Genomic DNA, 26127 nt, shown 5'->3' with positions numbered 1-26127 from the left:
TCTTGTGCACCGCTTGGTGACGGCTGTGACGGCGAAGACCCCCGGTGGCGCAGACTTGTCTCCGGCTGTCGGCGGGATGCGACATGGCTGCCGTGGTTTGCGCTAAATCGCCGGGGCGTACCGATAGTTATTGCCGTGCCATCGAATACAAGCGGCTGCCTGACGAGCTGTAGACGGTGGCTGTGTCGTTGCCGTTGAATTCCACTTCGTATGAGGCCTGGTTTGGCGGCTGGGAGACGACAAGGGAGTAGCGGCCGTCACTGCCCTTCTTGTCGGATAGCGAGCATGACATGCCCCCGCCAATGTCCAGCGGTGTGGAGCCGTTGTAGTACATACCGCTGCATGCGCCGTTTGATGAAATAACCTTCATCCCTGTTCCGTCATCGGCCTTCCAATTGCCGGCCAGGCTCGGCGCTGCTCCGCAGGCTGCGACGGATGAGGCGATAACAACGCCGGCAAGTGCGAGGGTAAAGCGCATCGTCTTGTTGTGAACCATATTGTCCTCCATTTCCCCATTCCCATGACGTGGGACCGGGCTTAGATTACTGATTTTGGAAGGGCAGGGCACCGCATTCCGCAGGTCCATGGTCTCTTTGTCATCTGAAATGGGGACGTCCGGGCGTGGCTCTGCCTGTTCAGCATGGAGGTTCGATGTGCTGGGCTAGGATGCCCGTGAGTGTGCACGTCAATTAGGGGGAAAAATGAGTTCGACAAACGTCGTGATCCAGTCACCGATCGCCGGTGTGAGAACCAAAATGGCGGCCGTGAACACCACGGTCTTGGCGACCATTTCACTCAGCGGAGTCGTGTTTTGTGCGATTGTCGCGTGGCTGACGAGTAATGCGATGTTCGCGCTCGTCGGTGGCGGGGTGTCGCTCATTGCGCTTCTCCTGATCGCAGCACTCGTCCCGGCCGAGCAGGCAACGAAGCCGGCGGGAGCATCAATGACAAACACTTTGGCAGTGGTTGCCTTGGTCGCAGCATGCGTTTCGGGACTTGCCCTGGCTGCGATTGTCCTGGGTCATGTCGCCCGGAATCAGATCGGCCGTGACGGTGGCCGCGGCGACAAGCTTGCCCTCGGGGCTCTCGTTGTCGGTTACAGCGAGGTGGTTGCCTCGGTACTCGTTGTTCTGTGGACTGTGACATTCATCAGGTTCCACTAGTTGCCCGCCGGCCTGGTTTGAGGGTGGACTTCACCGCTTTGGTCCGGGGTGACAAACGGTTCGTGACCCTAGGGTTCCGAGCGTCCGCAAGTCGATCCTCGCAGGGCGCCGTCTGACCCCCGTCGAGAACAGGACTCAGCATCGGTTCACGCGCACCCGCGAGGACGGTGAGGCATGTTACAGAGCTGCGTCGCATTTGCAAGTCACACTTGGAACATCACCCGTGCATGTAGAAACTTATGCTGTTCACCGGCGGTCGGTGACCATATTGGGGGTGCAGGGTGAGCGTGGAAACCGTACGTGCGTGTGTGATCGATGACCACGACATGCTCATGAACGGCATGGAGGTTAGCCTCCACCGGGAAGGCAAACCATTCGGTGTCACGTACGCCGGCAAAGCCCCGACGGTGGACGCCTTGTTGAACGCGGGTCGTAATGTTTGTGATGTCGTCGCATTGGACTTGCAGCTGGCTGACGGATCGCGTCCTGGCGACAACACGGCCAGACTGATCAGTGCCGGGTACAAAGTGCTGGCTTTCACAGTCGGAACCAACCAGGCACATATTCATGAGGCGCTGGCAAACGGTGCATTGGGTGTCTCGCTTAAGACGGAGCCGTTGGCCGAAACGTTTTCGAAGCTGCGCCGGGTGGCAGCCGGCGAAACGATCGACGAAATACAACTCGCGACAGCCATCGAATTAGACACCGAGTTCGTTGAGGCCAACCTCTCCGAACGGGAAAAGGAATGCCTCGCGCTGTATGCGACCGGTTTTGGCCAGGACCAGGTGGCCCTCCGGATGAACATTGCCTCCAGCACTGTTAAGACGAATATCGTCAGGATCCGGGAGAAGTTTGCGGCTGCGGGTCGGCCGGCCGACACCAAGATCAAGCTGTACATCCGCGCCGTGGAAGAGGGGATTGTGCCGCCACCGCAGCCTCTTAACAAACGACTTCGCCGGAGCCCTAAAGGCACCGCTCAGTGAAAGTGTTCGTGGAGGCCCCGTCCGGGGTCTCGGCCAAGGACACCCATAAGTTGATGGGCCGCGGCATCTCGGCGTTCGCCCTACTGCTTCTCTTGCAGACCTTCGGCCAGATTCTCACCCAGATGCGGTGGACAGCCGATTGGTGGGAAGCCATCTTCTTATGGTCCTTTCTCGGCTTGTTGGTCGTATTCGTCGTAGCCTCCATCCGCGGACGAGGCCTCACATGGTCCGCCGCGGCTCTGTCTGCTCTCGTTCTTTTCGGTCTGCTCCTCTGGCCCGTTGCAGTACCTTCCAATGTCCCCGAAACGATCGGCACACCGTGGCTGTGGGCCCTCATCAACGTAGGCGCGGTGTGGTGCGCATTCGCCTTCGGAACCGTTCCAGGCTGTGTCTACACGGTCGTCATCGGAGTTGTCTTCGCAGTCGTGAGGACGACGCCGCAGGCGGCTTCCGCGTCCTTGCAGGTCGCCTTGGAGGATGCGGCGTTCGCGACGGTCATGGGCCTGATCATTTGTCTGACGATCGGCATTTTGCGCAGCGCCGCGCACCGGGTCGACACTTCCGCCGAGGAAGCAATCCTCCGGTACCGTGAAGCCGCCGCAGAAAAAGCCTTGAGCAGTGAGAGGCTCCGGCTGGACGCGCTCCTTCACGACAGCGTGATGACGGTGTTGATCACCGGTGCGCGTTCGGTGTCGGTACCGGAACGTCAGTCGAGCGCAGAGCTAGCGGCTAGCGCCCTGGAGCGCCTCGACGTCCAGGCCAGCGAAGAATCGAAGGCAGCCCCGGCGACGGTCACCGAATTGGCTGCCCGAATCAGATTCACCGTCGATGACGGTGTCGAAGATCCGGAAGTCGTGGTCACTTGCGACGCCACGGAGACGCTGCGCCTCCCGGGCGAGGTGGTACGCGCGGTATTTGAAGCGACAACCGAGGCTGTCCACAACGCTGCACGCCACTCGGGTGCGGCACGCTGCGAAGTGCGGGTGACCGGTCACAAGGCCGGAGACGATGCCAGGGTAATCGTGTCCGTCAAAGACAACGGCTCGGGCTTCAATCCTGATCTGGTCTCGGACCGCAGGCTCGGGATCAAGGTATCCATTATCGGGCGGCTGGAGGCTGTCGGAGGAACCGCCACGGTCACCTCGACCATCGGCGCTGGAACCGACGTCCGGCTTACCTGGTCTGGAGCGCCAGCATGATCCGCGCCATCTCCATGAGGGTGATGATTGTGCTGTGCTCGGGGTTCGCGCTTCTGCACGTCACTCTGGGCCTACTGTCCCTGGACATGGTCTCGTCCGAGTGGCAGACCCTGACGGCCATGGTCATCTATCTCGCAGCGACTGCCCTGGTGCTCATTCCCGGACCCGGCCGCCTGGCCCTGTGGAAGGCGTACGCAGCCGTTGCCACTGTGGTCGCGATGACGGTCCTTGTTGACAGCGTCCTGCCTACCGACAAATGGCCCGGCTATGCGTCGTGGCACATGGCTGCCACGTACACCCTGTTGGTTGTAGTCAGTCTCCGAGGACCGGTGGCACTGTCATGGGCGGGGGCAGGTCTTTCCGCGGTGCTGCTCACCTCATGGGCAGCCGGCACAAGCACCGGTCTGGTCGGCGGCCTGATGATGAACATCGCCACGGTGGGTTGGCTGACCATAGCCACCGGGATCGGACACCTGTTGCGTACCAATGACGACAAGGTCGCCCAATACACCGCGGACGCGCAGGGGGCCGCAGATTGGTACGCCGCCGAACGTGCCCTCAATGTGGCGCGCACTCAGTGGCTGGAGCACGTCCGTGACGTTACAGTCCCTGCGCTGACCAAGATTGCAAACCCGGAGCACGAGCTCTCCGATGCGGACCGGCAGGAACTTCGCCTGATAGAGGCGCAGCTTCGCGACGAGATCCGTGGCCGCGTGCTGGCCACGGCTGAGGTCGTGGCAGCAGCGCGCCGGGCCAGGGAACGCGGCGTGACCGTCCAACTCCTGGATGACCGCCGACAGGAACTGACACCGAAGATGTTGGCCGCAGTATCGGAGCGCGTCGTCAGCATCCTCAACCAGACAAGAAGCGGAACCGTGACGGCCCGCCTCAGGCCTCAGGGCGGCAGCACAGGTGTCACTATCCTTTCATCGGATCCGGATGACCATAACGAACCGACCCTTGTAGAAATACCCGAGCAAAAACCGGGGGCGTAACCCGACCCGCCGGGCCATTTTGTACATAGTTCGGTGGACAATTCCGACCGACCATTCTCACCACCACACGCCCTTCGCGAACACCCCGATATAGTCCGGCGCAGGGTACGAGCACATCGGCCGCACGTTCACGAGGCCGCGGACTATTGCGCCCAAATCACCCAACGAACGTCCTGAAAGGCTTGATCATGACCGAAGACTCGACATCGCTCATTGCGCGACCGGATGCACCTGAAGCCGTGCCGAATGGCAATCCCGGGATCCTCCGGGTATTGGCGGGCGCAGCCATTGTGGTGGTTTCCTGGCAGATCCTGTTTTATTTGATCTCCCCGCTTATCCAAGCCTTCGGCTACCAGTCCGCGACCGCCATCAGCTACACCCTGCTCGCATTCAGGTTCATTATTGTCCTGGGCGGTTTCTACCTGGCGGCGAAGAAGAAAATTCTGACCCTCCCTGCTGGCATCCTTGTCCTGCTGGGCCTTGTGCTAGCCAACCTCGCCGCATTGCCGGGGTTCCCGTTTTCTTATGTTTCGACTTACGGTGCGATCGGGTTGGCGGGTCCGGTCGCTGTCTACGCCTCCTTTACGGCGCTCCACTTCGCCTCGTGGCTGGTTCTCCGCGGCCGGCCTGCCCGCAGCTACCTTGTCCTCATCCCCGTCGCGGTTATCATCGGGCTAATCGCCCTTCTGGGTAATCTTTCCAGCAGCCGGATCACCTGGACCCTCCCGCCCTACGCCGGACCTCTAGTCGCCCTGACCTGCATTGGAGGGGCGTGGCTGGCAGCCCTCGTGGACCCCCGGAGGAACGAGGTTCCGGCGAAGGTCGAACGTGCCCCACGGGCTTACGCCACGAATCCGACCGTAACGACACCCGGGCCAACGAACGGCATGGCGATCGCCTCGCTCATTGTTGTCTTCTTCAACAGCGTGGTCGGGCTGATCCTCGGGCACGTGGCCCTTTCCCAGATCAAGAGAAGCGGACAGGCAGGACGCGGGCTTGCCTTGGCGGCTGTGATCATTGGTTGGATTGCAACAGGGCTTGCCGTCATCACTGTGGTTGTCTACCTCATCATCCTTGGGACGACGGCATCCCATTACAGGTAATCCGGAACACCACGGGGTTGTACCCAGATTCACGGCACTTCTGCGAGGTCACCGTCCCTGCCCTGATCTAAGTCGCAGGTCATGATAAATGAACTCGAAAACACCGACCGGCAGGAGCTGCGGCTGATCGAAGCGCAGCTCGGCGACGAAATCCGAGGGCACGTTCTGGCAACCTCGGCGGAGGGCAGCAGCCCGTCGGGCACAGGAGTGCGGCGTGACCGTCCAGCTCCTGGATGACAGCCGGCAGGAGTTAGCACCCTGCATGCTCGCTGCCGTGTCCGAAAGGATTGTTGGCTGCTCAACCTAGCTCGCGGCGGCACTGTCATGGCTCGTGTACGGCCCCCAAGGGGAAACCACTGTGATCACCTTTTTGGCATCAACGACCGACGAGAAGTACGCCCCGACTCTCGTAGAGCTCACCGACCGGCCGCCATGTTGTACCCCATTCTGAGGACAATTTCTTCTCTCGATTGCGAAACGCTTCAACGCCGGATGTCCGAGTCGATAGCATCCATCAGGATCATGACCACGGCACCTGAAGCCGGGCCGGTCTCAATGGTCGGAAGCGATTGCTTCCTGCCCCAGCCGAAACGAAGGGAAGTGCGATTTTGACCGCCTTGGTAGTCATTAGCTACATCGTGAATGCCGCAGTGTTTGCCTACGCGGTCACCCGCCCCGGTTCTGCATGGCTTGCCGCGGACCGCAACCGGTCCTTCTGGCTGGTCCTGCTGGCCATCCTCGGCTTCATGGGGGTTCTTGGTATAGCCGCAGACGTTGCCTTCCTGGTTGGAGTCCTGCCACGGATGCATGCAGCGGCCGGCCCGCCACCATCACAGGACCCGAACGTGCGCGCCAACCCTTTCACCAAGAACTGATCGGAGAGCCCTGTGGTTTACAGCCCGTTGACCGTTACGGAGCCCGGAGAGCCGGAATCTTTCGCCTACCCTAGCCTGACTCAGGACCTGAAGCTGGTCTGGGACGGGCTCGACGGGGACATCATCGGCCCCATCCACGCCTCCGCCGCCTCAGTGCACCTCTACGACAACAACCGCAGCCAGTTCCGCAAAATCGCGTCCGTAGAGGATGTCCGGATCGACTGCTACGTCACCGAATCGCGGTTCGCCATGATTTGCGAAAAATACGACAAGGGCGGCGGCTGGATCGGGGGAGGCGCCGCCCTTGTCCTGAACGCCGGAAGCAAGATCCTGGCCGCCAACCGCCGTCGAGGCAAAGCACTCACCGGGCACCTTCGCTACGCCTGGCTGCGGCAGATCCTCTTCCAGCGCAAGGAAGGATTCCTGGGCATCGAGGCTCTCCGCCTGGTCTACAAGTCAGAGAGCGCCAACATGTTCCTACAGCTGACCCTGGACAAGTCGACAGACAGTGCAGCCTTGGCTCACGAGCTGATGGAGCGAACGGTCGCGTACCGCAAAGCCGACACCGACCCGTTTGAAGCAGACGAAGCCGAAGCATTTGAGCGGCTGCTGGGAGCGGGTCGTGTCGTCCAGGAGAAGGGCACGATGGGCAAATACGAGCTGCCAACAAGCTGGCCGGCCGGCTCCGCGGCACAGTACGCCCCGCCGGCGCCGCCCTCAAAGATCACAAAAAAGAACCCCGGCTTCAACGACTAATTCACGAAAGGAATGCCATGAACATCAAGAAAAAGGACATCGTCACCCTGATTGGCGTCGTTATTGTCTTCATCGCCGCCTTCAAAACATCCGTCATCGGGTATTACCCGCGGGAGATGGTCTGGATCATCCCGATGTACATCGTCGGGGTTGTTTTGGCCGTCATCGGGCGGAAAATGCCCGCCGAGAAGCCTTGACACCCACCTAGTACAGCCTCTCAATCGCACCTTGAGGACAATCCCATGAACACTACCGCCCATTTCCGGCCGGCTGCCCTGACAACCATCGTCGGTATCGCCGCGGCCCTAATCCTGTCCGGCTGCAACGGTGCAGGATCAACGACCTGCGATCAATATGCCGCCCAATCGTTCAGCCAACGCCAAAGCACAGAGCGAGACCTGCTGACTGCACATGACTTGGATCAGAACTCCGTGGGGAACACGCTTGGGCTCCTCAACGCGCTCAATTCGTACTGCGGTGTCTCCGGCCTAGGCAGTGAAAAGGCCGGCCAAAACGGAAGCAGCACTTTGGACAACGCCGTTGACTGGTCCGCCAAAAACTGGTGAGACCGATCTGGCCCTGTCCTGAAAGTCGGCGAGCATCTGAAACCAATCCATGCGCATAAGGGGAATCATGCACAAACGCCCACTGCTCGCGTTTCTCATCGCAGGGACCGGGATTGCACTAGCCGGTTGCGGATTCTCGCAGGCAACACTGGCGTCCCCGGCACCGGCGGTGGCCATTGCGTCGGGCCATTCCTCGGCAAGCACCATTAGCCAGGACCAACTTCCATCAGTTCTCTTGGGCGAACAGGAACAAACCGCGCTGAAGCTGAACGGTGGCCAGCTAGGTAAGCCGACCAGCAATACCGTTGGATACATTGCGGATCTGACGAGGTCCTACGCTCCCGAAACCCTCCCGTTCTGCCATTTCAACCGGGAGGCGCCGCTGGACGGCTCGGAAAACAAATCGGACAAGGACTGGGATTCGGCAGTTTGGTCGGTCAGCGGTGGCCCGGTAACCCTGATGCCTGGAAACATTCTTGGTGGGAGCCATCTTAATGAAGCGGCACGCGCCTTCGATGACAACGCTGCCGCTACCTCCCACATGCAGCTGATCGCTTCTGGCGTTAGCAATTGCGTTGGATATACCGACATCAACGGTTCCAAAGTCACGCCGAGAGCAGACCCTTCAGGATCGTTCGGCCCCGGAATTGTCTCATGGGTCGAATCCTATGAACTCCATTCCGAGCCAGCGGGAAGCGGAGCCTACCCCGATGGGACGAAATTGGATGAGCAAAACGTCGAGTTCCAATCCCGGAATGTCGTGATTCGACTGGCAACAATCGGCCTGAGCCAAGCGGACGTTCGGAAGCTAGTCGACGCTGCGAGGTCGAAACTGGAGGCCTTCTAACCGTGCCTTCGTAATATCCGTGGTCAAGTCCCGTGTTGTGGTGTAAATCCGGTTGTCTCCGTGGTGGGTGGGTCAGGCTGCAGGGATCCGGCAAAGTCGTGGGCTGGGGCGTGGCGTCTTAATATGTGAGACGATCCGGGGTCGGGCTGTTAATCGAAGAGAACTCCCGGTAAGTCAGTAGGTGTTCACGCCACTTCCCTGCCAAGAGTTCTCAGATGCCATCTTCTCATCCCCTGCCCGTCCATGACGCCATGGATCTCCTCCAGATCCTCTCTCAGGTGCCCGATCCGCGGAAAGCGCGGGGGAAACGGCATACTCTGGCCGGGTTGCTGACGATCGGAGTCGCCGCGGTTCTGGCCGGCGCCCGGTCTTTTGCCGCGATCGGGCATTCGGCTGCCGATACCAGCCCGGAGATCCTTTCTCGGCTGGGAGCTGCACGCGGTCCAGCGGAGGAATCAACGTTCCGTCGGGCCTTCGCCACGATTGATGCTGACCGGCTCGATCGGCTCCTGGGTTCCTGGGCCTTCACCCGCATGCAAAACCGTTCAAGGGCGCCGGGTAATCGCGATCGACGGCAAAACAGTCCGTGGCGCCAGGAAAAAGGACGCTGCTGCCCCTCATCTGGTCGCGGCCCTGGCCCACGGGATCGGCACCGTGCTGGGACAAGTTCAAGTGACGCAGAAGTCCAATGAGATCCCCGCGGTCCGGGACCTGTTAGCCGGGTTCGAAGACCTTGCCGGCGCTGTGATCACCCTGGATGCCATGCACACCCAAACCGACACCGCAGCATTGATCGTGAGCCGGGGCGCCGACTACGTTATGACAGTCAAGGGGAACAAGCCATCCCTGCGCCAGCGCCTGAAGGCCTTGCCCTGGGCGCAGGTCCCCGCGGTCTCCACGATCACCACGAACCGTGGCCGCCGTAGCCGGCGCACCATCAAAACCACCACGGTCCCTGCCTGGATCGATTTCGCAGGCGCATCCCAGGTCGCTCAGCTCCGACGGACCGTGACCGTCAAGGGCAAGAAGACTGTCGAGATCGTGTACCTAATCACCAGCGCGGACACCGACCCCTCCACCCTCGCCAACTGGGTCCGGGAACACTGGCACATCGAGAACAAGCTCCACTGGGTCCGCGACGTGACCTACGGAGAAGACAAATCCCTGATCAGGACCGGTAACGCTCCCAGAGTGATGGCCAGCCTCCGCAGCCTCGCGATCGGCCTCCTCCGCCTGGCCGGACAACCAACATCGCCCACGCCAACAGACACCACGCCCGCGACCCAGCCAGGGCCCTCAAGCTCCTTCAAACCACATGAACCACGACTTTGCCGGATCCCTGGCCCCGGAGAGGATCAATAAGCGGCGTTTTTGGTGGGTCATCGACCAACTCTTGCGCGCAAGCTCCGACGGAACCACACGCCGCCTTGCACCCAGTCATAAGGATGAAAGCGTGATTGCTCATTTCACCGGTTGATTCTTCCTGCACTTTCACGTCTTGTTCCAAAAGCCATCTCCTTTGCAGAACTAACAAGCTTCACGGCAACCGGCCCCGCGGCCACCAGCGCAACAATGTTAAGGACAAGGAATGCCCCCCCGACACCAATGAATTCGGAGGTGAGGCCGATCGCCGGGTTCGATAGAACTACTCCCAGTGTTCCGAATTTGATAACAGTTGAAATCTCACGATTCGAGCCTGAACCCTCCCGAAGTGAAGCCAACCGCAATGCATCGGGATAAGCGATCCCCAGCGCAACACCCAGGAGGAAGAAGAAGACCACCAGCACCAGCACGCTGTGTGTCATTAGGTAAATCGCGAAGCAGGAGAACGAGACCGGGAACATGACTACAAACGTTGTTAGGAGACCGTACTTACGCCGCACGAAATCTCCCGTGAACCGAATCAGGAGACTTCCTGTTCCGTACGCCGCAAAGATGATGCCTGGCCAGTCAGCCCCGGGGTCGTTCTCCAAAGCGAGAGCACTGTGCCAACCGTTCACTGTCGACTCGAGAGCGAGTAGCACCATTCCCAGCCCCGGCAGAAGCACGATTGGAAGGCCACGCGAGAGTCTGACGGTACGTTCTGACCATGATGCTTCCGCTGCTTCTCTGGAAGCAGCCTCCTGGATTGGCTGAATTCTAAAAATACCTAGCCCGACGAGTACAACGAGGCCCGGTGAAAAAAGGAGCATCGGAGGGCCCGCATTATTTCCCGGAATGATGGTCGCAAGCACACCCGCGACGGCGACTCCCACTGAGTAAAAACCATGGCAAGAGAGCGAGAAGCTCTTCCGAGACACGTCTTCAACAAGATGGGCGCGGCTGTTTGACTCAATCTGTACGGCGCAATTTGAAATGCCGAGCAGTACCAACGAAATGAAGAGCCAGGGCTTTGAATCTGCAAGGCCAATACCCAGGACGAAGGTAGAGAGAAGTACCAGGGAAATCGACAGTCGTCTTCCTTTATGGGCGTCAGAGGATAGACGCCCATAGAGGAAAGTACTGATCAGCGTCGTCAGGGGAGCAATGGTTAGCGCACATCCCAACTCGAGGTCATTGAGCCCTAGACGCTCCCTCACAGCTGGTACTTGTGAGTACCAGCACGCGAGGGAGTAACCGGCCGCGAAATATGAGAATCGGGCCGACGAAATCGCCAGACTGGTCAGGCGAGTGATGGCTCGGTCCACCAGTTGAGGGCTTCCGCCAGTCCTTCGGAGATGTTATCCAGGTAGGATCCTCCCTGATTCTGCCGTTCAAGACGGGGGGAGTTCTCGGCCTCACGCAATGCGTCGTTGATGTGCTCCTCGGACAGCGACTTCATTACAATCGCATTTTCAACCCCGTTCAGGAACTGAGCCATTGGCGGAATATCGTTCCAGAGGATTTTTAGATCGCTGCGCCCAAAACGCAGGGTTTCAAGGACGGTTAAGGGAGCTCCCTCAAAACGCGATGCAAAGATCGCAGCGAACAATGCCGGATGCTGGAGGAGAAAGTAAGGAATAAGGGGGTCAAATTCGCGGATGACTGTTACGCTTTCCTCCGGAATCGAACTGAGCTCACGGTCAAGGAGATCGATGTAGTCCTGCGGCGACACTTCCTGCGGCATGAGTAGCACTAGGTGCGCGTCAGGGGTTGTTTTTAGAAACGTCCGAAATGCCGGAATTAGCGCGTCGAAACCCTTCTGTCCAGTGCACCGTCCCCAAGAAAAATAGAGGCGCTTGTCCAGCGGGATCCCACGTGAGGCGAGATACCGGTGCGCCTCCTCTTGATCTACGTTGGGGAAACGAAAGGACGACTCAGGGATCGCGTTGATCATCGGCACTAGCTTGTCCGGACTCAGGTCATATCTGTCGAGGAGTATTGATCGGAAGTAGGAGCCGATGTAGGCGACACGATCCTGAGGGAACTTCTGCATTGCGGCAAAGCCGCGATCTTCAAACATGCTTCGGTTGTTGGAAGCCTTGTCATCAAAGACCCTCCCCAGGCTATGGGCCACGAAAACGATCTGAAGGTTGTCCTCTTCCGAAAGATACTCACGGAGAGCCGTCAGCATCACACCATGAACGACCAGCGTCACGCGCGCATGCTCAGTGCATAGTCTCTTGACTTCAGCAGCAAGTCCGGCACACATGGTCTCCCAACGTTCCGGCTTGTCGAGGGACCAGACGGTCTTCAGACTCGACGTGTCTTCAACATCGAACCAACGAAAGCTCCCACCATGTCGTCCGCAGGCATCGCTCACAATCCGGTGAACTGCCGGCGAAAAGTCAGAAGATCGCTCATCGATCCGGGGCGCCAAGGCATAGAGGGACCAGTCGTTGTCCCGCAAGCCGGCGCTTGTCGCGGCAATCCCCTCAAACTCCTCGAAGAACCAATGGACAATGCTTGCGATTCCGCATTCAACCGTTGCAAGGCCATCGATCGATGCGACAGCAAGGGCATTTGTAGTCTTAACCATTGATCAGGTAGTCCGTCCCCGACACGAGGTGCTCAGCGTGGTCATTGACGTCGCGCACGTTTACCGTCTTTTGCAGCCATCGATGCTGGAGCGCTTCAATGTCGTTCACGATGTGGTTCTCCTTGCAATGAATACTCTCGTTGTTCGCTTCGCCCAGGAACATACCCGGCGAGATGTTGAACCGTTGCTTATGGCGGTGGAGCGTTTTGAAGAGCTTGTACAGGGCAGTCTGCGCCTCCGGGTTCAACCCGAGGGTTCGATTCTCAAATACCCGCACATCGTTGGGTCCTGCGCCGCCGATCACAGGGTGGTAGTCAGCCTCGCCAAGCAGAACCCGTCCTCCGTCCTTCGAAAGGTCATCGAACGGGGTGTAAAAAATTGGCTTCGAGAGAATCTCAAGCGTGCGGTCGTCGAGATTATCGATAACATCCTTGTTCCTCGTGAACGAGGTATAGATACGATTTTCGTGGCTGGCACGTAGCCCGACAATGTTGACCCAGTCAGGACGCACGAAGTGATTCGCAAGATCCTTGTGGAACGCAATGTCATTAAGCGCCTTCTGGGACTGCGAATCAGACAACCGCTTCAATGGATGAATATCCTGGAAGACGTCACCATCGTTGACGTTCATGTAGCCAATAGCATGCTGTCCGGCAAGTTCCGCAAATACCTGCAGGAAGGCTTCTGACACGTAGGTGGTTTTTCGAGCCCGCTTGTCTTCCACGGCATTCTCAAAGTCAAGGAAAGGGATGTCATCGTCGATCGGACAATTTCCCATCGTGACGCACGGGTGTTCTAGCTGGTCGCGTTCCTTGACTTCGGCCACGAAGTCAGAGAGCCGGGTCCCAGCAAGAGTGGCCGAGTATTCCCGTACAACTCTTCTGAATGGCTTGTAGTCCTTGTAAGGATTGGTGCCGATTTCGCGAAGTTCGCGTTTGATCGAGTTCTTCTCCTCCTCAGTGAAGGTGAACTCAGGTGCAACAACGGTATTCATTTAACTCCCCCTTGGTTACTCGAGTAGATCCGTCAGTTGCAGACGCTACTTGTGTCCAGGTCTCGATGTCAAGGAAATGCTGATAGCGCCTGATTTGTGACGTGAATCTCACAAGGCAGACGGGCTTGACTCGCCAGCAGGCGGGCCGAATGCTATGGACGCCCGAAATAATCGAACCGCCTAGATTTGTCCTGAAACAGATCGACGCGCTTCGATTTCGTCCGTGCTGCCCGCAACGACGACAAAAGCAGTGCAGGCCGCAACAAGCGGAGGCGAGCAGAACCGTATCGAGCTAGGAGTATCAGTGACAAAGCCTTCACAACACCCGCAATACCAGACTGGCGAGATTGCTTCGGAAGTGCCCTTGTGGGAGCCCCATTACGGTGTCTCAACATCCGCCGCGATCGACAGGTTCTGGCGGAAGTACGTGACGTTCACCGGCCGAGCTAGTAGAAGCGAGTACTGGCGATGGGCGCTGGTGTCTGCCGTCGTCACGCTTTGCTTGGTTGTTCTTTGCGTTGCCGTGGGCGCGACCGGCGACCATGCCGCTGCATATGGCAAGCAGCGCAGTACTTCCATCCGTGGTCCTGTTTGGAACATTCATTATGCTGTGGAACGTCGTGACTTTCCTGCCGGGACTGGCTTTGCTTGTTCGCCGGCTGCACGATGGGAATTTCAGTTCTTGGCTGGTATTCCTTCGGCTCGTCCCGTTTCTTGGGGGAATTGCATTGCTGGTTTTGGCTCTACAGCCCTCGAACCCGAAAGGACACCGGTTCGACCTTCGGGCCGGGACTGCCTCCGATGCATCGTGATCGTGACAAACCACGGCTAACTCGTCATCTCACAAACGGTGCCCAACGTGAGCCCTGAGTGATTCGGACTCCTTCTTGTCTTTCCAGATTGACGTCTCGAAGGGCGGGGCGGCCGCCCACGGATCTTGACCCGGCCGAGACGACGGTCTGCCGTGTCGACGAACTATATCGATGAGTCGTAACGGGGCAGACGTAGAGGCAGCAGCATCGACCGCAAGCTGCTCGTACAGTTCAGTCTGGCTGGATCTTTTACGGAACAGGGTTGTGGTCGACACCCGCGTGGGGGCCTTCCGGTACCTTTCGGCATATCCCGAAGCTCGTTTAGGTCTACTGGAACCCGAGCATGACCGGCGACCACGTTCACGTCAAACACCCCGCTTGCGGTGCCTAGCGTCTCCGATGGCTGGGCTTGCGTGTCGGTTCACAAGAAGGGCTGCGAAATTTTGATGACGGGCGCAGGTGTTCTAAGCAGAAAGCACGGAGTTAAAAGTACGAACAACTCGCGTTCTTTCCGGTAGGGGCTTGCCGAGCTCGCAGCACCTTGTCGACCCAAATTTCACAGCCTACGTTGTCCGGTCCTGACGCAGTCACACTCATCTGGAAACCTTGGCAATTGTGGTCGTCATAGGATGTTTGCCAATCCGTAGCGATCTCCGTTGACTCACTCTCGGATTTTAAAGTGTTGTCCCAGTTCACTGTCGCAGGGCCGGAAGTAAGGGCTCGATATTGAACCGCATGGCTTCCGCCGGACTTGCAACCGCCCTTCAACGCAGTGCTGGGTCCCGGTGACGGATCTGCCGACTGTGTCGAAGACTCTGATGAAGCCCGTGATGATACCTCGACTACTGACGAGCATGCCGTCAGTAGTACCGCGAGGACCGCGATCCCACAGGTTGTTGTTTGAAGGCTACTGAATTGCACGTAATTTCCGATCCTTCACTTAGTGTGAAAACTCGCCATGGGCTCCCGCTGCGCTACCATACCCGATCGAAGGTCTGCTAGTCGGTGGGAATGTCACGTGCCGGCATGATGTGACCCATTCGGGGGACAACTGGCCCAGCTGCTTTTGAAACGGTGAGTGTGTGATGAGGGGGTGGATCTCAGGCGAGAGGGCCGGGAGGCTCGTGGGAGTACTTGGTGACGGGCACGAAACCGTAGCGGTGCCAGTGGTACTCAGGGCGTGCATGCCGACACGTGAGTCTCCACCGGCGCCGTCATAAAAGCCGGCCTCGCCCATCAAGCCAGTGCCTTCGCTTGTGAACATCTCCTCCAGGTTGGCCAAGTCCCGGTCGAAGGCGTCGAGGGTTTCGAAGAGATCGCTTTCCCCGGCGTCGGGAATCACTGTGACGTACAACGGGACCGAAGACCTTGGAACGACTCGACCACCAGCGCAGCGAAGCGCAATCGCGAGAGGTGGCGGGGACCCTTTGGATTCAAGCAGCGGGCAAAACAAAATGCCGCCACCGGTCACTTCCAAGCTGCCGTTGACACATCCCGATTTCGGGACGTCCAGCACTTGAAGAGGTCGCTGCGCTCCCATTGGACGCGCCTGCCGCCAAAGCTTCCTTGCTCGAAACAGCCGCCACAAATTAGCGGATGGGTGATCGCAGGAAACCTCGAAGGGATCAATGCCGGTTCCTGCCGCGTCCCCCAAATGGGGGACTATAGGGACTCGATGCCGCAAGACCGTCCGCCGATCAGAGGACAATCCGGAGCTGGAAACCGGCTCCCCATGGTGCGTCGGGTTCGGAGCTGATGGTCTTGGGTCTAGTTGTAGGCCATTCCGTCGAATATGGAGGGGCAGTGAACCAGGCAGTTTGGTTCGTCATCGTAGCCGCGACCCTCGCAGTCATCGCGCTCCTCTGTGTGGTCATCGCGAGAAGGACTATTTTGGGGGTCAAATCGGTCAACTGCAAGTCGGTTTTTGCCAGCGAGCACGAGCGGGCCAAGCAGATGTTCTCGGACACTGTCGAGTATCGGTCCGGCCTCGCTCCTGAAATGGCACTCAAGGCGATCGATGCAGAGCTCTCAGCGGTGGCTGGCTCCGATGCGCTTCACGGCGACGTCCGGCTTGTTGAACGCACCCCGAACTGCTTGAGGTACTCGATGAGCAACCGCCTGGTCACATTCCTCGAAGCTGCAGTCGCTGCAAGCCCGCGGGGAGCGGGGTCGACGGTCACTCTGGACGTAGTCCGGTGGCTTGAGCACGGTGGCACGCCTGTGGCCAGGGAGAACCTGGAGTGGATGCGCAAAGACATCGAACTGGCCTTACGTTCGGCCGACCCCGCACTTGAAGTGGTGATCTGCCATGAGGACTGATCGAAAATTCCGAGACGTTCCAAATCCCGAATGGAACGCCCAAACAGAAAAGGAGCAGTACCGTGGGGAACTTGAAGAAAACCGCATTGGCAACCGTGGTGGTCGTTCTGACCGCGCTTTCGCTTACAGCATGTTCTGCGAACCAAGGAGCAAACACGAAGTGCTCTGACTACAACAGGATGTCCACCGACGACCAGACGAAGGTCATCCAACAGATCCTGAAGGACAAAGGCCAAAGCGAGTCGGTCCTCAAGATCGGCGCCTATAAGCTCTCGGCCAAAGCGTACTGTGCGCTGCAGGGCTCGGACTCCACTCTCGCTGGCCTTTAGTGGTTGTGCTGCCCCGGTAGTTGGCAGCCAAAAAGATTGGCTCCGGGACGGTCCTGCACCATTCAGCTGGCAAGGCGCCCACGGCTCTAGACTCCAAATCTGGTGTGGGCCAACCTACCGAAAGCTGTCGATCACACGGGCCGGTGGCGCACTCGGCAATTATCCGACGCCAGTGATGAAGTTCTCGTAGTCAGGTTTCCTCGCTTAGAGCAGCTGGGCTCATGTCGCACGAAGAGCCTGTTTACATGGCTCAGGATTGACGATGGAGGTCATGCGGGCTCTCCATCCGCGGTATTAGACATGACTAATATTGTCATACGTAATGATCCGGCAACTGGATTTAACGCGTGATCGACGACCCTAGACTGTGCTGTCAGGAGGGCCTGCCTCCTCGCAGATGGCGTGTTCTAGGGGGACGGAATGGGGATTCAGTCATATCAGCCGAGTTACCGTGGACGGGAGCTCGCAGGCGATGAAGGGCGACCGCAACCGATCCGGCTTGGTGTGGTCGATGACCATGAAGCGATTCGCGTCGGCGTCGCCGGCTACGCGTTTCAGGAGGCGCGCGTATCGGAGCAGCCGATCAGGGTGACCAAGGACGCTCCCAGTGTGGATGTACTCATCGGGGCGGGCACTGGAGTGTGCGAAGTCGTCGCGCTCGACCTTTCCCTGGCCGACGGGTCCAACACAAAGATGAACATCTACCGGTTGCGGCAACACGGCTGCGAGGTCGTCATCTACTCGCTCGCCGACGATCCTGCCGCATTGCGGGACGCCATGTCGGCCGGCGCAGTCGGCTACGTCCGCAAGGCCGAGCCGATGATCAAACTGATGGACATGGTCAGGGACGTTCATGCGGGCCGGCCAATAATCTGCCGCGAATTCGCTGCGGTCCTGGACAACGACCGCGAATTCACCCGCAACTCCCTAACAAAGCAGGAACAAGAAGCGGTTGGCCTGTACGCCTCTGGGTTGAGCATCGCCGAGACCGCGGTCCGTATGGGCTGTAAGAGCAGCTCCGCGAAAACCTACATCGACCGGGCAAAGGCCAAGTACCAGGCACAGGACAGGCCGGCGACCCAGAAAGTCCATCTCTACAAAAACGCGATCGAAGACGGCATCCTTCCACCGGTCATTCCGGGGTCAAACTAGTGGCTGCGGCCGCTCGGGTCAGAACGCACCGCGCAGCCGCAGAGACAGTCATTGCCCGATCCATTGCCGTGTTCGCGATCGCTGTTAGCGCGCGCGCCGTCGGCGATCTTGTGGTCGAGATGCCCTCCACGGCGCTCTGGTGGGGCATCGTCTTCGGAGGCGGGATCGCATTCTCTCTGACGGTGATCTTGGCCGCGGCAATCCGGGGAAGTCTGGCTCGTTCGGCGATGGGCTCGTTCGCGGCTCTCGTCGCCGTCGGCTTGACCCTTTGGCCCCTTGGCCACCCCGGGCCGGAGACAGGACCTCCGTGGCTCTGGCACTTCCTGATGTTGGGAACGACCTGCCTCGCCGGGGCGACCGGACCATGGACTGCCTCGATGTACGCCATTGCCACCGCCACCATGTTTGCTCTCGTCCGCGCTACGCCATCGGGGGGCGCGGCCTGGGCAGAAGTCGCCGTGCAGGACGCCGCCTACGCGGCCATTGTCGGCATCGCGCTATCAGTCGCGATCCAGGCGATGCGTCTGGGCGCGCGGCAGTCAGACAGCGCCGAGGAAGAAGCCGTCGAGGCCTATCAGGAGTCGGCATCTGCCCGGGCAGACCTCGCCGAGAGACACCGTCTCGCAGCACTCCTTCATGACACCGTCATGACGGCGCTCGTCTTGGTCGCTCGGACCGGCAGGGCAGCCACCCTGGCCGAGCGGAGTTCGGCGTCGAAGGCCGCCGCCGAAGGACTGCGTCAGCTCGAAGGTTACGCAGTCGGACAACTTGCCGTCGACCCCGTACCCGCGTCGGAAATACCCGCGCGCCTGCAGACGATCTCAGAAAACACCGCGTTCCTTCCCGTCGACATCTACTCGCAGGTGCCGCCTGACGCCGACGTCATCGTTCCCGGTATTGTCGCATCGGCCATTATCGAGGCGACATACACCGCCGTCGATAACGCGAGCCGTCACTCAGGGGCAAACGCTGTAAGGATCAATGTGTCCCTGCTCGCTGCGCCGGGACGCCTTCGAGTTGAAATTGCAGACAATGGCCGCGGATTCGACCCGGACGGGGTAAGCCAGAGGCGGCTCGGCATCCGGCTCTCCATGGTTCAGCGCATGTCCGACGTCGGGGGTGTTGCGTCTGTTGTCTCGGCTCCCGGCCAGGGAACACGGATCATCCTGGAGTGGAATACGGGCCATGACTAAGGCAATTCCCACATCACTGCTCGTGATTTTGGCTATCGCTTTTGCCACTTTGCAGGTCGCTCTGGGGCTCTCCGCCCTCGCCGTGAGCGCACTGCCGGAGCTCAGCATCACCGCGATGGCCGGATACGGCCTCATGATGGTCGTGTCACTCTTCCCGGGACCCAGGCAGCTCCCAGCCGTCACGGCGTGGATTCTCGCCGCAGGGGCGATTATTGTGACTCTCCTTGTGCAACCAGGGCTCCCGCCGATCGGGTGGCCCGGGTACGCGGACTGGCACCCCGGAGCCCTCCAGTGCCTCTTCATTGTGGTCGCACTCAGGGGAAGGCCCATCCAAGCCGCCGCAGGGATCGTGGTCTTCGCAGTGCTTACCCTCGTCTGGTCCGCCGGCACCCAGGACGGCATCGACGAGGGGGTCAACTTGGCCATCCTCCCCGTAATCTTCGTGGCCACAGCGATCGTCCTGGCACGGTTCCTGGACCTCAACGACCGACAGGCACGGGCGAAGACCCGTCAGGCACTCCGGCTCCTGGATGACGCCGCCCGAGCCCGTGCAAGGTCTGTTCAAGCGTCAACTTGGGCGCGGGAAGTTCAAGATCTCGCAGGTCCACCTCTCCGGCTGGCCGCAACCACGCCGGACGACATTTCACCGCATGACCGCGACACGATGCTCCATATCGAGGCGCGCATCCGGGACACCATCCGGGGAGGCTATCTAGCAACCCGCGCGATCCTCGAGCAAGCGGAAAGAGCCCGAACACTTGGCATTTCCGTCAACCTGCTCGATGACAGCGGCGGAGTCATCCCGACAGAGAAGATCGAAGAGACCGAGGAATGCATCAAAAACATCCTCGAAGTGCGTCGCGGACCCGGGAAGTTGACGGTGCGGGCCCGCCCTGTTGGGTCAGTCCCCTCAATAACCGTCGTGTTTGCCCCGGAAGACGATGATGAAAATTCAACTTACGTGGGCATCTGATTTGCCTCCGAACCTACTGCGGTATGTCGCTGGGCGGAAGCGAGCTGCGGACCGGATTCGTCTGCGGAAAACGGGCCTTTCCGGGACGAATTTGGCTGGAGCCTGGAGGATGTCCCCCGAACGGCCCACGTCCTGGCCGCAACTTGCACCTGGACACTGCCTAAAGTTCAGGCTCAAGGGAGAATCGGGGCGTGCACGGAACGGGCAGCAGGGGAATGTCGAGGGGAGGGGCCGGTGAGCCACAAGATCAGGGGCCTGGCGGCCGCGGGAATTGTCGTAGGACTGGTAATGACAACAGGCTGCTCATCGCCGCGGTCGGTACAGGCCTATTGCGCGGCAATGGAAAAGCACAAGTCGCTCTATCTGAGCGCGATGAACGTTGACCCCAACAGCAAGAATCCCCTCGACGGTCTCCTGAATGCCGCAAGTGCCATCGGTGATCTCAAGAGCATGTGGAAAGACATGGCGGACGTTGCCCCGGAGGAGATCCGCAGCGACACGGAATCCGTCAGGGATGCATGGGCCAAGCAGGAAGACGCGGCGGTTTCCGGGGACTGGAAGGCCGTCATCGGCGGAGCGATCGTCAATGCGGGACCGATGAGCCGTGTCGATGCGTACGTCAAGCAGCACTGCGGCCAACCCTCCTCGTGAGCGTCCGACCGAACCGATCAACGAACCCATGAAGCAGTCACTAAATCTGAGACCCGACCGATCACATCCTCGGCCGGGTCTCAACGCACGAACGAGAGAAGAGCACCGATGAGCCGACCGCTTGGCAGCCGATACACCATCACCGAGAGCCTGGGGCGAGGCGCGATGGGGGAGGTGTTCGCTGCAGAAGACGTCGACGGACGCGATCTCGCTGTCAAGGTCCTCCACCCGGACCTGGCCCAGGATCAATCGGTCGTGTCACGCTTCGTGCAGGAACGAGGAATCCTCGTCTCACTTGCCGATCCTCACCTCGTGCATGTTGAAGACCTGGTCGTGGAAGGCGAAACGCTCGCCATCGTCATGGAACGCATCCACGGCCCCAACCTGGCTACCTATCTTGCAGGACAGGGAACGCTTCCGCCTGCTGAGGTCTGCCGGCTCGGTGCCGGCATCGCAACCGGTCTCGCGGCTGTGCACGCTGCGGGCGTCGTCCACCGGGACGTGAAGCCGGAGAATGTGCTGCTGGACACGACCGGGTCCGAGACGTCTCCCAAGGTGACCGACTTCGGAGTCTCCGTTCTCACGGATTCGCAGAGAACCCGGAGCACCATGCTCGTCGGGACCCCCGAATACATCGCCCCTGAACTCGCCAACGGAAGCGAGCCCAGTCCGGCCGCGGACCTGTACTCGCTGGGCGTCATGCTGTACAAGCTCTGTTGCGGTGTCACGCCGTTCGCAGGAGGCTCCCTGATCGCCGTGCTCAAACGGGCCGCCGAACTGCCGCCGGGACGGCCCGGGGGGATCCCGGACGAACTATGGGACCTCATTCACTGGCTCCTTTCCAAGCGCCCCGAGCAGCGCCCCGATTCGGCTCACTCGCTGGCATTCCAGCTCACAGCCCTGGCGCAGACCCTCGACGGACCCGCCGCCCCGGTCCTCAGCGAACCGCCCCCGGCGCCAGGGCCCTCAGTGACCGAAACGCCCACCCAGTTCTCCGGGCTGGCGGCGCCAACAGTGGTCGAGCCGAACCTGAACAAGACGGGGAATGAGGCGAACTCCTCCGGTCCGGGCCGGAAGAGCCGCAAAGCCCTGATACTCGGCGCAGCGGTAGCGGTAGTCGCCTTGGTGCTCGCGGGTGTCCTTGCTACAACGCTCCTCCGACCGACCGCGACCAACGCATCCTCAGCAACGACAACTTCCGCAGTGAATGACTCACCAAGCCCGAGCCTGAGCGCGACACCGACTGCAACGATCTCCTCCACCCCGTCCGCCACATCCTCTGCGTCGGTTTCCGCCACCGCAGCCCCCGGAACAGTGCCGAATCTCGTCGGCAAGCTCCTCCCTGACGCTCAACGCCTCCTGGGCACCTCGACACGACTCCAGGTCACCGACAAGTTCGATCCGAGCTCGCCCGACGGGACCGTGCTGACCCAGGACCCGCAGCCAGGAACGGACCTGTCCACCCTCGGCATCATGAAAGTCACCGTCTCGCGATCAGCAATAACGACCTACCTCGCCGACCAATCGGCCGTCAACGGGAGCATGTCCTCGGGCTCGGCGAACATTTCCGGGGTCGCCTATCCGCACTCGCTCTCTGCGACATTCTGCGACTATTCGCCCGAGGGCGCATCGGTTGAATACAACCTCGGCAGGAATTACCAGACATTCGCAGCCACGGCTGGAGTCTCCGACGATTCCCAGAGCAATTCGTCAACTGTGCTCGTGGAGGTCTTCGCCGACGGCCGGAAGGTCTCCAGCCAGACTGTCTCCTATGGGCAGGCGTTTCCCATCAATGTCGACATGACGAATGTCCTGCGGCTCAAGATCCAGTGGCAGGGGGCCACATGCGGGAAGGACGGGCGAGCTAGCCTTGTCGTGGGTGACGCCCGGATCCTCGGCGCACCCGGCGTAGTCCCGATGCCGACCAGTACCCAGTGACCGCCGTGAACGACACCCTCACGGTGCGTTCGGGAATGCGCACATGGACGGTGCGGGCCGGGACCATCGCAACGATCGGCCGTGACGGCGACCTCGTCCTGGACAACCCAACCGTTTCGCGGGTTCACGCCACAGTTTATTTCGACAGCGGCTGGTGGATCCGGGACGAAGGGAGCGCAGGTGGTCTGTGGGCCGACGGCAAAAGGGAACGCATTGTGCGCCTTGGCGGTGAGAAACTGATCCATTTGGGCGACCCTTCCAGCGGAGCACCCGCTCTTGTCTTCAGCCCACTGCTAGATACTGGAATTGGAGCCCCGACCCCGTTTGGGAGAATGGATGCTGATAGTCCGGGCCGTGCGCCACGCGGCGAGGTGGCTATCGGTCGCGCCGCAGAGAACGACGTCGCCCTCAGCGACCTTCTGGTCTCGCGTAGGCACTGTGTGATTGTGGCGGACGAATCAGGGCTCCGGGTTCGGGACCTGGGAAGCCGGAATGGAACCTTCCTGGACGGAGAGCGGGTCTCTGGAACAGTCGAGTGCCCGGACGGCGCCCTGCTCACAGTGGGAAACACCGACTTCCGAGTGTCGATGGACGGCGGATTGCCTGTCGTCGAGCCCGCGGTGGAAGGTCCGGGATTGCGCCTTGAGCGCGTCGCGTACCACGCAGGGACGGGACGCAAGGCCCGGGCACTGCTGCACGAAGTCGGCATCGAAGCGCCCCATGGCCGTTTCATGGCAGTGATCGGGCCGACGGGGGCTGGAAAGTCGACTCTCATGTCGATCCTTACGGGCCAGAAGAGCCCCAGCAAGGGGCGCGCGACGTTCGATGGAATGGACATCGCGGCCAATTTCGATGCCCTCCGCACACGTATCGGATTTGTCCCCCAGGAAGACATCATCCACCGTACACTGCAGCTTCAGGACGCTCTGGACTTCGCTGCGCAACTGCGGCTCCCGCCGGACGTGACCGCAGAGGAACGCGGCAAACGCGTCAGGACGGTCCTGGAAGAGCTGGGACTGAGCCAGCAGGCCAGAACATCCATTGCCCGGCTGTCCGGCGGGCAGCGTAAGCGCGCCTCCGTGGCGCTCGAGCTCCTGACCGAGCCGGCGATGCTCATTCTTGACGAACCAACCTCCGGGCTCGACCCGGACATGGACAGGCAAGTCATGGCCCTGTTAAGACGTATTGCGGACTCCGGACGCATTGTCGTTGTTGTCACGCACCGGCCGGAGAGCATTGGCGTGTGTGACTATTTGCTCGTCCTCGCACGGGGAGGCAGCCCCGCCTACACGGGCCGTCCGCAAGAGGCACTCCAGTACTTCGGAGTTGACGAATGGGACAAGGCGTTCGGTCTGGCAGCCAACCAAGCCGACGATCTCCTTGAAAGATACCTTGCCACTGAAGCGTCCCGCCCCGTCCCGCCGGCCAGTGGACCGTTCAAGTCAAAGCGCGCCCCCTCGGTCAGCCCGCCGCTGAGGCAATACCGGGCGCTGATCTCTCGTCAGCTCCGGCTCATGACGGCCGATGTCGGGTACAGCGTGTTCCTCGCCGCCCTGCCAGTGGTGCTCGGCTTCCTTGCCCTTATTGTCCCTGGAGATGCCGGTTTCGGCGTCCCCGCCCCGGCCCGGATCGGAGAGCCTAGCCAGCTGCTTGTCCTGCTGGTCGTCGGTGCAGCCGTGACGGGCATGGCGCTTACCGTGAGGGATCTCGTCGGAGAGCGTGAGATCTTCCGGCGCGAGGCGGCTGCCGGTCTGCGCCCTTTGATCTACCTCCTGGCCAAACTTACGGTTGCGGCGGCCCTGTGCTTCGTTCAGTCAGCGGTGATGGTCGCCATCCTCCTGTCACGCAAACCCGAACCGGTTCACCATATCCTCAGCCCGATTGCGGGTGTCGACCTCTGGATCGCGGTGAGCCTGACCGCGATTGCCTCCGCCGCTCTCGGCCTCGCCGCATCTGCCTGGGCAAAATCATCCGAGCAGGTCATGCCCATCCTGGCTGTCGGAATCATGGCGCAGCTGGTGCTGGCCGGCGGCCTGATCCCTGTCACCGGCCGTCAGGGCCTCGAGCAACTCTCGGCCTTGATCCCGTCGAGGTGGGGCTTCGCCTTGGGGGCTGAATCGATCGACCTGAGATCCTTGGTGCCGAGCAGTGAGAAAGACTGGCTCTGGGAGGCGCTTCCCGAACGGGCATGGCTCGCGATAGGGGCCCTCGTCATTGCCATCATCGTTGCCTGCGCTATTGCGCTCGTACGATTGATCAGGCTACCCGGGCCTGCACGCTAGTCGTCTGGGAGTCGTCCGGTCAGCTCGGTGAGGACAGACTGTGTGATCCGGTCCTGCACACCACCATGCAGACGTCCTCCTCACGGGGGTGTGCCCATACTTTTCGTCTGACGGCTTGGGGGTGCTTCGAAGAAGGTGCCGTGTCTGAGCATGGAGTAGATGACGTCGCAGCGACGCCGGGCCAGGCTGATCTGAAGAGCGCGTTCTTGAACTTCTTGTTCCCGGAGCGCGCGGGGAATTCACCGGCTTTGGGGACTGTTCCTAGCCAAGCGGCTCCAGTCTAGTCCTGCGGGTGAGCCGCGATCACAGACTGCGCGAAGGCCGTGTACTGGCCCTGCGTTCCGAACTCGACGTCCTTGCCGGTAGTGCCGACCGTGTGGCCGACCGCGGTATCGAGCGTCAGGTGATACCAGGTAATTCCGCTCCGGAAATAGATCCCGTCTGCGGCCACCATTGCTTCATCGCCGATTCCCGTCAGTGTGTCGCCGATAGAGTTGCGCCGGTCTGCTTTGAGGGTGTTCGCCGGATACGGGGTGGAGAAGATGTCTACCGACGCCTCATTGGCCAGATCCGGAGTAGTGAAAGTGCAGATCACTCCGTCCTCGGACTGATAGACCCCTTTGACCGCTCCAGAGAGCCCCGGATTGTAATTCACAGGCAATCCGATGGCAGCAGCGATAGACCCTTCGGGGATGCTGCGACAGACTTGGCGGGCCGATGCGGCCGGGATGCTCGGGTTGTCGCTGCTCTCCTGGGCGCCGCCGGCGGCGGCCGACGGGGGCACGGAAGGGGGCTCCTCGCTCCGGGCAGGCGCCTGCGAAGTGGCAGCCGGGGGCCCTGTTTCAGTAGCCGAAGCTGATGACTGCTGCGTTTGGCCGGTAGCGGACTGCGCGGGCGCCCCGCAGGCGGCGAGAGCCGTCGCCGCTATGAGGACCACGATGGCTGTGCCAAGGTTGCGATCCGACTTTGCCATTCTTCTACCTACCCCCATAACTGTCGTGGATGACGTTCGGAACACTGAGAGAGCTGTGCTGGGTGG

General features: G+C 60.5%; 26 protein-coding genes and 2 pseudogenes. 23 read left to right on the top strand and 5 right to left on the bottom strand.

The features are described 5' to 3' along the window. Positions 1-127 precede the first annotated feature (127 nt). The gene (locus E1809_RS17145) at positions 128-496 is read right to left on the bottom strand and encodes a hypothetical protein (RefSeq protein WP_133205457.1); all 369 of its coding nucleotides are present in this window, start codon (positions 494-496) and stop codon (positions 128-130) included. 205 nt (positions 497-701) lie between these two features. Here E1809_RS17145 and E1809_RS17140 point away from each other — a divergent pair, with 205 nt between their 5' ends. The 13 genes and pseudogenes from E1809_RS17140 to E1809_RS17090 all read left to right on the top strand — a co-directional run bounded on the left by E1809_RS17140 (position 702) and on the right by E1809_RS17090 (position 9849). Next, a complete protein-coding gene (locus E1809_RS17140) occupies positions 702-1163 on the top strand; it encodes a DUF4190 domain-containing protein (RefSeq protein ID WP_133205456.1) in 462 nt (153 codons plus the stop codon). A 407-nt stretch (positions 1164-1570) separates the two neighbouring features. Continuing rightward, positions 1571-2146 (top strand): response regulator transcription factor, encoded by a 576-nt coding sequence (locus E1809_RS17135; RefSeq protein WP_235835656.1) that lies wholly within the window; start codon positions 1571-1573, stop codon positions 2144-2146. Then, positions 2143-3345, top strand: a complete 1203-nt coding sequence (locus E1809_RS17130; RefSeq protein ID WP_133205455.1) for a sensor histidine kinase — start codon at positions 2143-2145, stop codon at positions 3343-3345. Before E1809_RS17135 ends, E1809_RS17130 begins: the two co-directional genes overlap by 4 nt. Continuing rightward, positions 3342-4340 (top strand): hypothetical protein, encoded by a 999-nt coding sequence (locus E1809_RS17125; protein WP_133205454.1) that lies wholly within the window; start codon positions 3342-3344, stop codon positions 4338-4340. Before E1809_RS17130 ends, E1809_RS17125 begins: the two co-directional genes overlap by 4 nt. A gap of 188 nt (positions 4341-4528) precedes the next feature. Then, on the top strand, positions 4529-5443 hold the full coding sequence (locus tag E1809_RS17120) for a DUF4190 domain-containing protein (protein WP_133205453.1): 915 nt from the start codon (positions 4529-4531) through the stop codon (positions 5441-5443). A gap of 81 nt (positions 5444-5524) precedes the next feature. Beyond that, the gene (locus tag E1809_RS26765; RefSeq protein WP_165962360.1) at positions 5525-5680 is read left to right on the top strand and encodes a hypothetical protein; all 156 of its coding nucleotides are present in this window, start codon (positions 5525-5527) and stop codon (positions 5678-5680) included. 371 nt (positions 5681-6051) lie between these two features. Continuing rightward, positions 6052-6318, top strand: coding sequence for a hypothetical protein (locus E1809_RS17115; RefSeq protein WP_133205452.1), 267 nt, complete (start codon positions 6052-6054; stop codon positions 6316-6318). A 12-nt stretch (positions 6319-6330) separates the two neighbouring features. Continuing rightward, positions 6331-7074, top strand: coding sequence for a hypothetical protein (locus E1809_RS17110; RefSeq protein ID WP_133205451.1), 744 nt, complete (start codon positions 6331-6333; stop codon positions 7072-7074). A gap of 17 nt (positions 7075-7091) precedes the next feature. Beyond that, entirely contained in the window at positions 7092-7271 is a 180-nt protein-coding gene (locus E1809_RS17105; RefSeq protein WP_133205450.1) for a hypothetical protein, read from the top strand. Positions 7272-7316: 45 nt separating this feature from the next. Then, complete coding sequence (locus E1809_RS17100; protein WP_133205449.1) at positions 7317-7640, top strand: hypothetical protein; 324 nt, start codon at positions 7317-7319, stop codon at positions 7638-7640. Between the two features lie 235 nt (positions 7641-7875). Then, positions 7876-8487 carry a hypothetical protein gene (locus E1809_RS17095; RefSeq protein ID WP_133205448.1) on the top strand — a complete coding sequence of 204 codons (612 nt, stop codon included), beginning with the start codon at positions 7876-7878 and terminating at the stop codon, positions 8485-8487. Between the two features lie 215 nt (positions 8488-8702). Beyond that, a pseudogene (locus E1809_RS28005) lies at positions 8703-8951 on the top strand (transposase family protein); the annotation flags it as partial. 22 nt (positions 8952-8973) lie between these two features. Then, positions 8974-9849 carry an ISAs1 family transposase gene (locus tag E1809_RS17090; RefSeq protein ID WP_205754228.1) on the top strand — a complete coding sequence of 292 codons (876 nt, stop codon included), beginning with the start codon at positions 8974-8976 and terminating at the stop codon, positions 9847-9849. 104 nt (positions 9850-9953) lie between these two features. On the opposite strand, the gene E1809_RS17085 is transcribed toward E1809_RS17090, so the two are convergent. From E1809_RS17085 to E1809_RS17075, 3 genes are read right to left on the bottom strand one after another with little or no spacing between them, the layout of a single operon-like run. After that, a complete protein-coding gene (locus E1809_RS17085; RefSeq protein WP_165962359.1) occupies positions 9954-11174 on the bottom strand; it encodes an MFS transporter in 1221 nt (406 codons plus the stop codon). Further along, positions 11150-12445 carry a glycosyltransferase family protein gene (locus tag E1809_RS17080; RefSeq protein WP_133205446.1) on the bottom strand — a complete coding sequence of 432 codons (1296 nt, stop codon included), beginning with the start codon at positions 12443-12445 and terminating at the stop codon, positions 11150-11152. The genes E1809_RS17085 and E1809_RS17080 overlap by 25 nt, the downstream gene beginning before the upstream one ends. Beyond that, on the bottom strand, positions 12438-13439 hold the full coding sequence (locus tag E1809_RS17075) for a hypothetical protein (RefSeq protein WP_133205445.1): 1002 nt from the start codon (positions 13437-13439) through the stop codon (positions 12438-12440). The genes E1809_RS17080 and E1809_RS17075 overlap by 8 nt, the downstream gene beginning before the upstream one ends. A 223-nt stretch (positions 13440-13662) precedes the next feature. Here E1809_RS17075 and E1809_RS27880 point away from each other — a divergent pair. The 10 genes and pseudogenes from E1809_RS27880 to E1809_RS17030 form a co-directional block, all read left to right on the top strand. Next, positions 13663-13920 (top strand): annotated as a pseudogene (locus tag E1809_RS27880) (DUF805 domain-containing protein); the annotation flags it as partial. 61 nt (positions 13921-13981) lie between these two features. Beyond that, entirely contained in the window at positions 13982-14251 is a 270-nt protein-coding gene (locus tag E1809_RS27460; protein ID WP_328591592.1) for a DUF805 domain-containing protein, read from the top strand. A 1803-nt stretch (positions 14252-16054) separates the two neighbouring features. Further along, positions 16055-16570 carry a hypothetical protein gene (locus E1809_RS17065; protein ID WP_133205444.1) on the top strand — a complete coding sequence of 172 codons (516 nt, stop codon included), beginning with the start codon at positions 16055-16057 and terminating at the stop codon, positions 16568-16570. A 62-nt stretch (positions 16571-16632) separates the two neighbouring features. Continuing rightward, a complete protein-coding gene (locus tag E1809_RS17060) occupies positions 16633-16899 on the top strand; it encodes a hypothetical protein (protein ID WP_133205443.1) in 267 nt (88 codons plus the stop codon). A gap of 420 nt (positions 16900-17319) precedes the next feature. Then, positions 17320-18051, top strand: a complete 732-nt coding sequence (locus E1809_RS17055) for a sigma factor-like helix-turn-helix DNA-binding protein (RefSeq protein ID WP_133205442.1) — start codon at positions 17320-17322, stop codon at positions 18049-18051. After that, positions 18051-19244 carry a sensor histidine kinase gene (locus tag E1809_RS17050; RefSeq protein WP_133205441.1) on the top strand — a complete coding sequence of 398 codons (1194 nt, stop codon included), beginning with the start codon at positions 18051-18053 and terminating at the stop codon, positions 19242-19244. The genes E1809_RS17055 and E1809_RS17050 overlap by 1 nt, the downstream gene beginning before the upstream one ends. Further along, entirely contained in the window at positions 19237-20217 is a 981-nt protein-coding gene (locus E1809_RS17045) for a hypothetical protein (protein WP_133205440.1), read from the top strand. The genes E1809_RS17050 and E1809_RS17045 overlap by 8 nt, the downstream gene beginning before the upstream one ends. A 234-nt stretch (positions 20218-20451) precedes the next feature. After that, entirely contained in the window at positions 20452-20868 is a 417-nt protein-coding gene (locus E1809_RS17040; protein ID WP_133205439.1) for a hypothetical protein, read from the top strand. Positions 20869-20976: 108 nt separating this feature from the next. Next, a complete protein-coding gene (locus tag E1809_RS17035; RefSeq protein ID WP_133205438.1) occupies positions 20977-22806 on the top strand; it encodes a protein kinase domain-containing protein in 1830 nt (609 codons plus the stop codon). A gap of 5 nt (positions 22807-22811) precedes the next feature. Then, positions 22812-25088: an ATP-binding cassette domain-containing protein gene (locus E1809_RS17030; protein WP_133205437.1), complete on the top strand. Its 2277-nt coding sequence runs from the start codon at positions 22812-22814 to the stop codon at positions 25086-25088. 280 nt (positions 25089-25368) lie between these two features. Here E1809_RS17030 and E1809_RS17025 read toward each other — a convergent pair whose 3' ends face one another. Continuing rightward, positions 25369-26061 (bottom strand): hypothetical protein, encoded by a 693-nt coding sequence (locus tag E1809_RS17025; RefSeq protein ID WP_133205436.1) that lies wholly within the window; start codon positions 26059-26061, stop codon positions 25369-25371. Positions 26062-26127: the final 66 nt, after the last annotated feature.

Source organism: Arthrobacter terricola, assembly GCF_004354015.1.
Classification (GTDB): Bacteria; Actinomycetota; Actinomycetes; order Actinomycetales; family Micrococcaceae; genus Arthrobacter; species Arthrobacter terricola.
This window is presented reverse-complemented; position numbering and strand designations above follow the sequence as displayed.

Bases quoted from the DNA above. Each gene is read 5' to 3' on its own strand.
- E1809_RS26765 (WP_165962360.1), top strand. From the start codon at position 5,525: ATGATAAATGAACTCGAAAACACCGACCGGCAGGAGCTGCGGCTGATC.
- E1809_RS17120 (WP_133205453.1), top strand. From the start codon at position 4,529: ATGACCGAAGACTCGACATCGCTCATTGCGCGACCGGATGCACCTGAA.
- E1809_RS17055 (WP_133205442.1), top strand. From the start codon at position 17,320: ATGGGGATTCAGTCATATCAGCCGAGTTACCGTGGACGGGAGCTCGCA.
- E1809_RS17075 (WP_133205445.1), bottom strand. From the start codon at position 13,439: ATGAATACCGTTGTTGCACCTGAGTTCACCTTCACTGAGGAGGAGAAG.
- E1809_RS17035 (WP_133205438.1), top strand. From the start codon at position 20,977: ATGAGCCGACCGCTTGGCAGCCGATACACCATCACCGAGAGCCTGGGG.
- E1809_RS17100 (WP_133205449.1), top strand. From the start codon at position 7,317: ATGAACACTACCGCCCATTTCCGGCCGGCTGCCCTGACAACCATCGTC.
- E1809_RS17090 (WP_205754228.1), top strand. From the start codon at position 8,974: ATGCTGACCGGCTCGATCGGCTCCTGGGTTCCTGGGCCTTCACCCGCA.
- E1809_RS17105 (WP_133205450.1), top strand. From the start codon at position 7,092: ATGAACATCAAGAAAAAGGACATCGTCACCCTGATTGGCGTCGTTATT.
- E1809_RS17080 (WP_133205446.1), bottom strand. From the start codon at position 12,445: ATGGTTAAGACTACAAATGCCCTTGCTGTCGCATCGATCGATGGCCTT.
- E1809_RS17025 (WP_133205436.1), bottom strand. From the start codon at position 26,061: ATGGCAAAGTCGGATCGCAACCTTGGCACAGCCATCGTGGTCCTCATA.
- E1809_RS27460 (WP_328591592.1), top strand. From the start codon at position 13,982: ATGCCGCTGCATATGGCAAGCAGCGCAGTACTTCCATCCGTGGTCCTG.
- E1809_RS17145 (WP_133205457.1), bottom strand. From the start codon at position 496: ATGGTTCACAACAAGACGATGCGCTTTACCCTCGCACTTGCCGGCGTT.
- E1809_RS17140 (WP_133205456.1), top strand. From the start codon at position 702: ATGAGTTCGACAAACGTCGTGATCCAGTCACCGATCGCCGGTGTGAGA.
- E1809_RS17125 (WP_133205454.1), top strand. From the start codon at position 3,342: ATGATCCGCGCCATCTCCATGAGGGTGATGATTGTGCTGTGCTCGGGG.
- E1809_RS17045 (WP_133205440.1), top strand. From the start codon at position 19,237: ATGACTAAGGCAATTCCCACATCACTGCTCGTGATTTTGGCTATCGCT.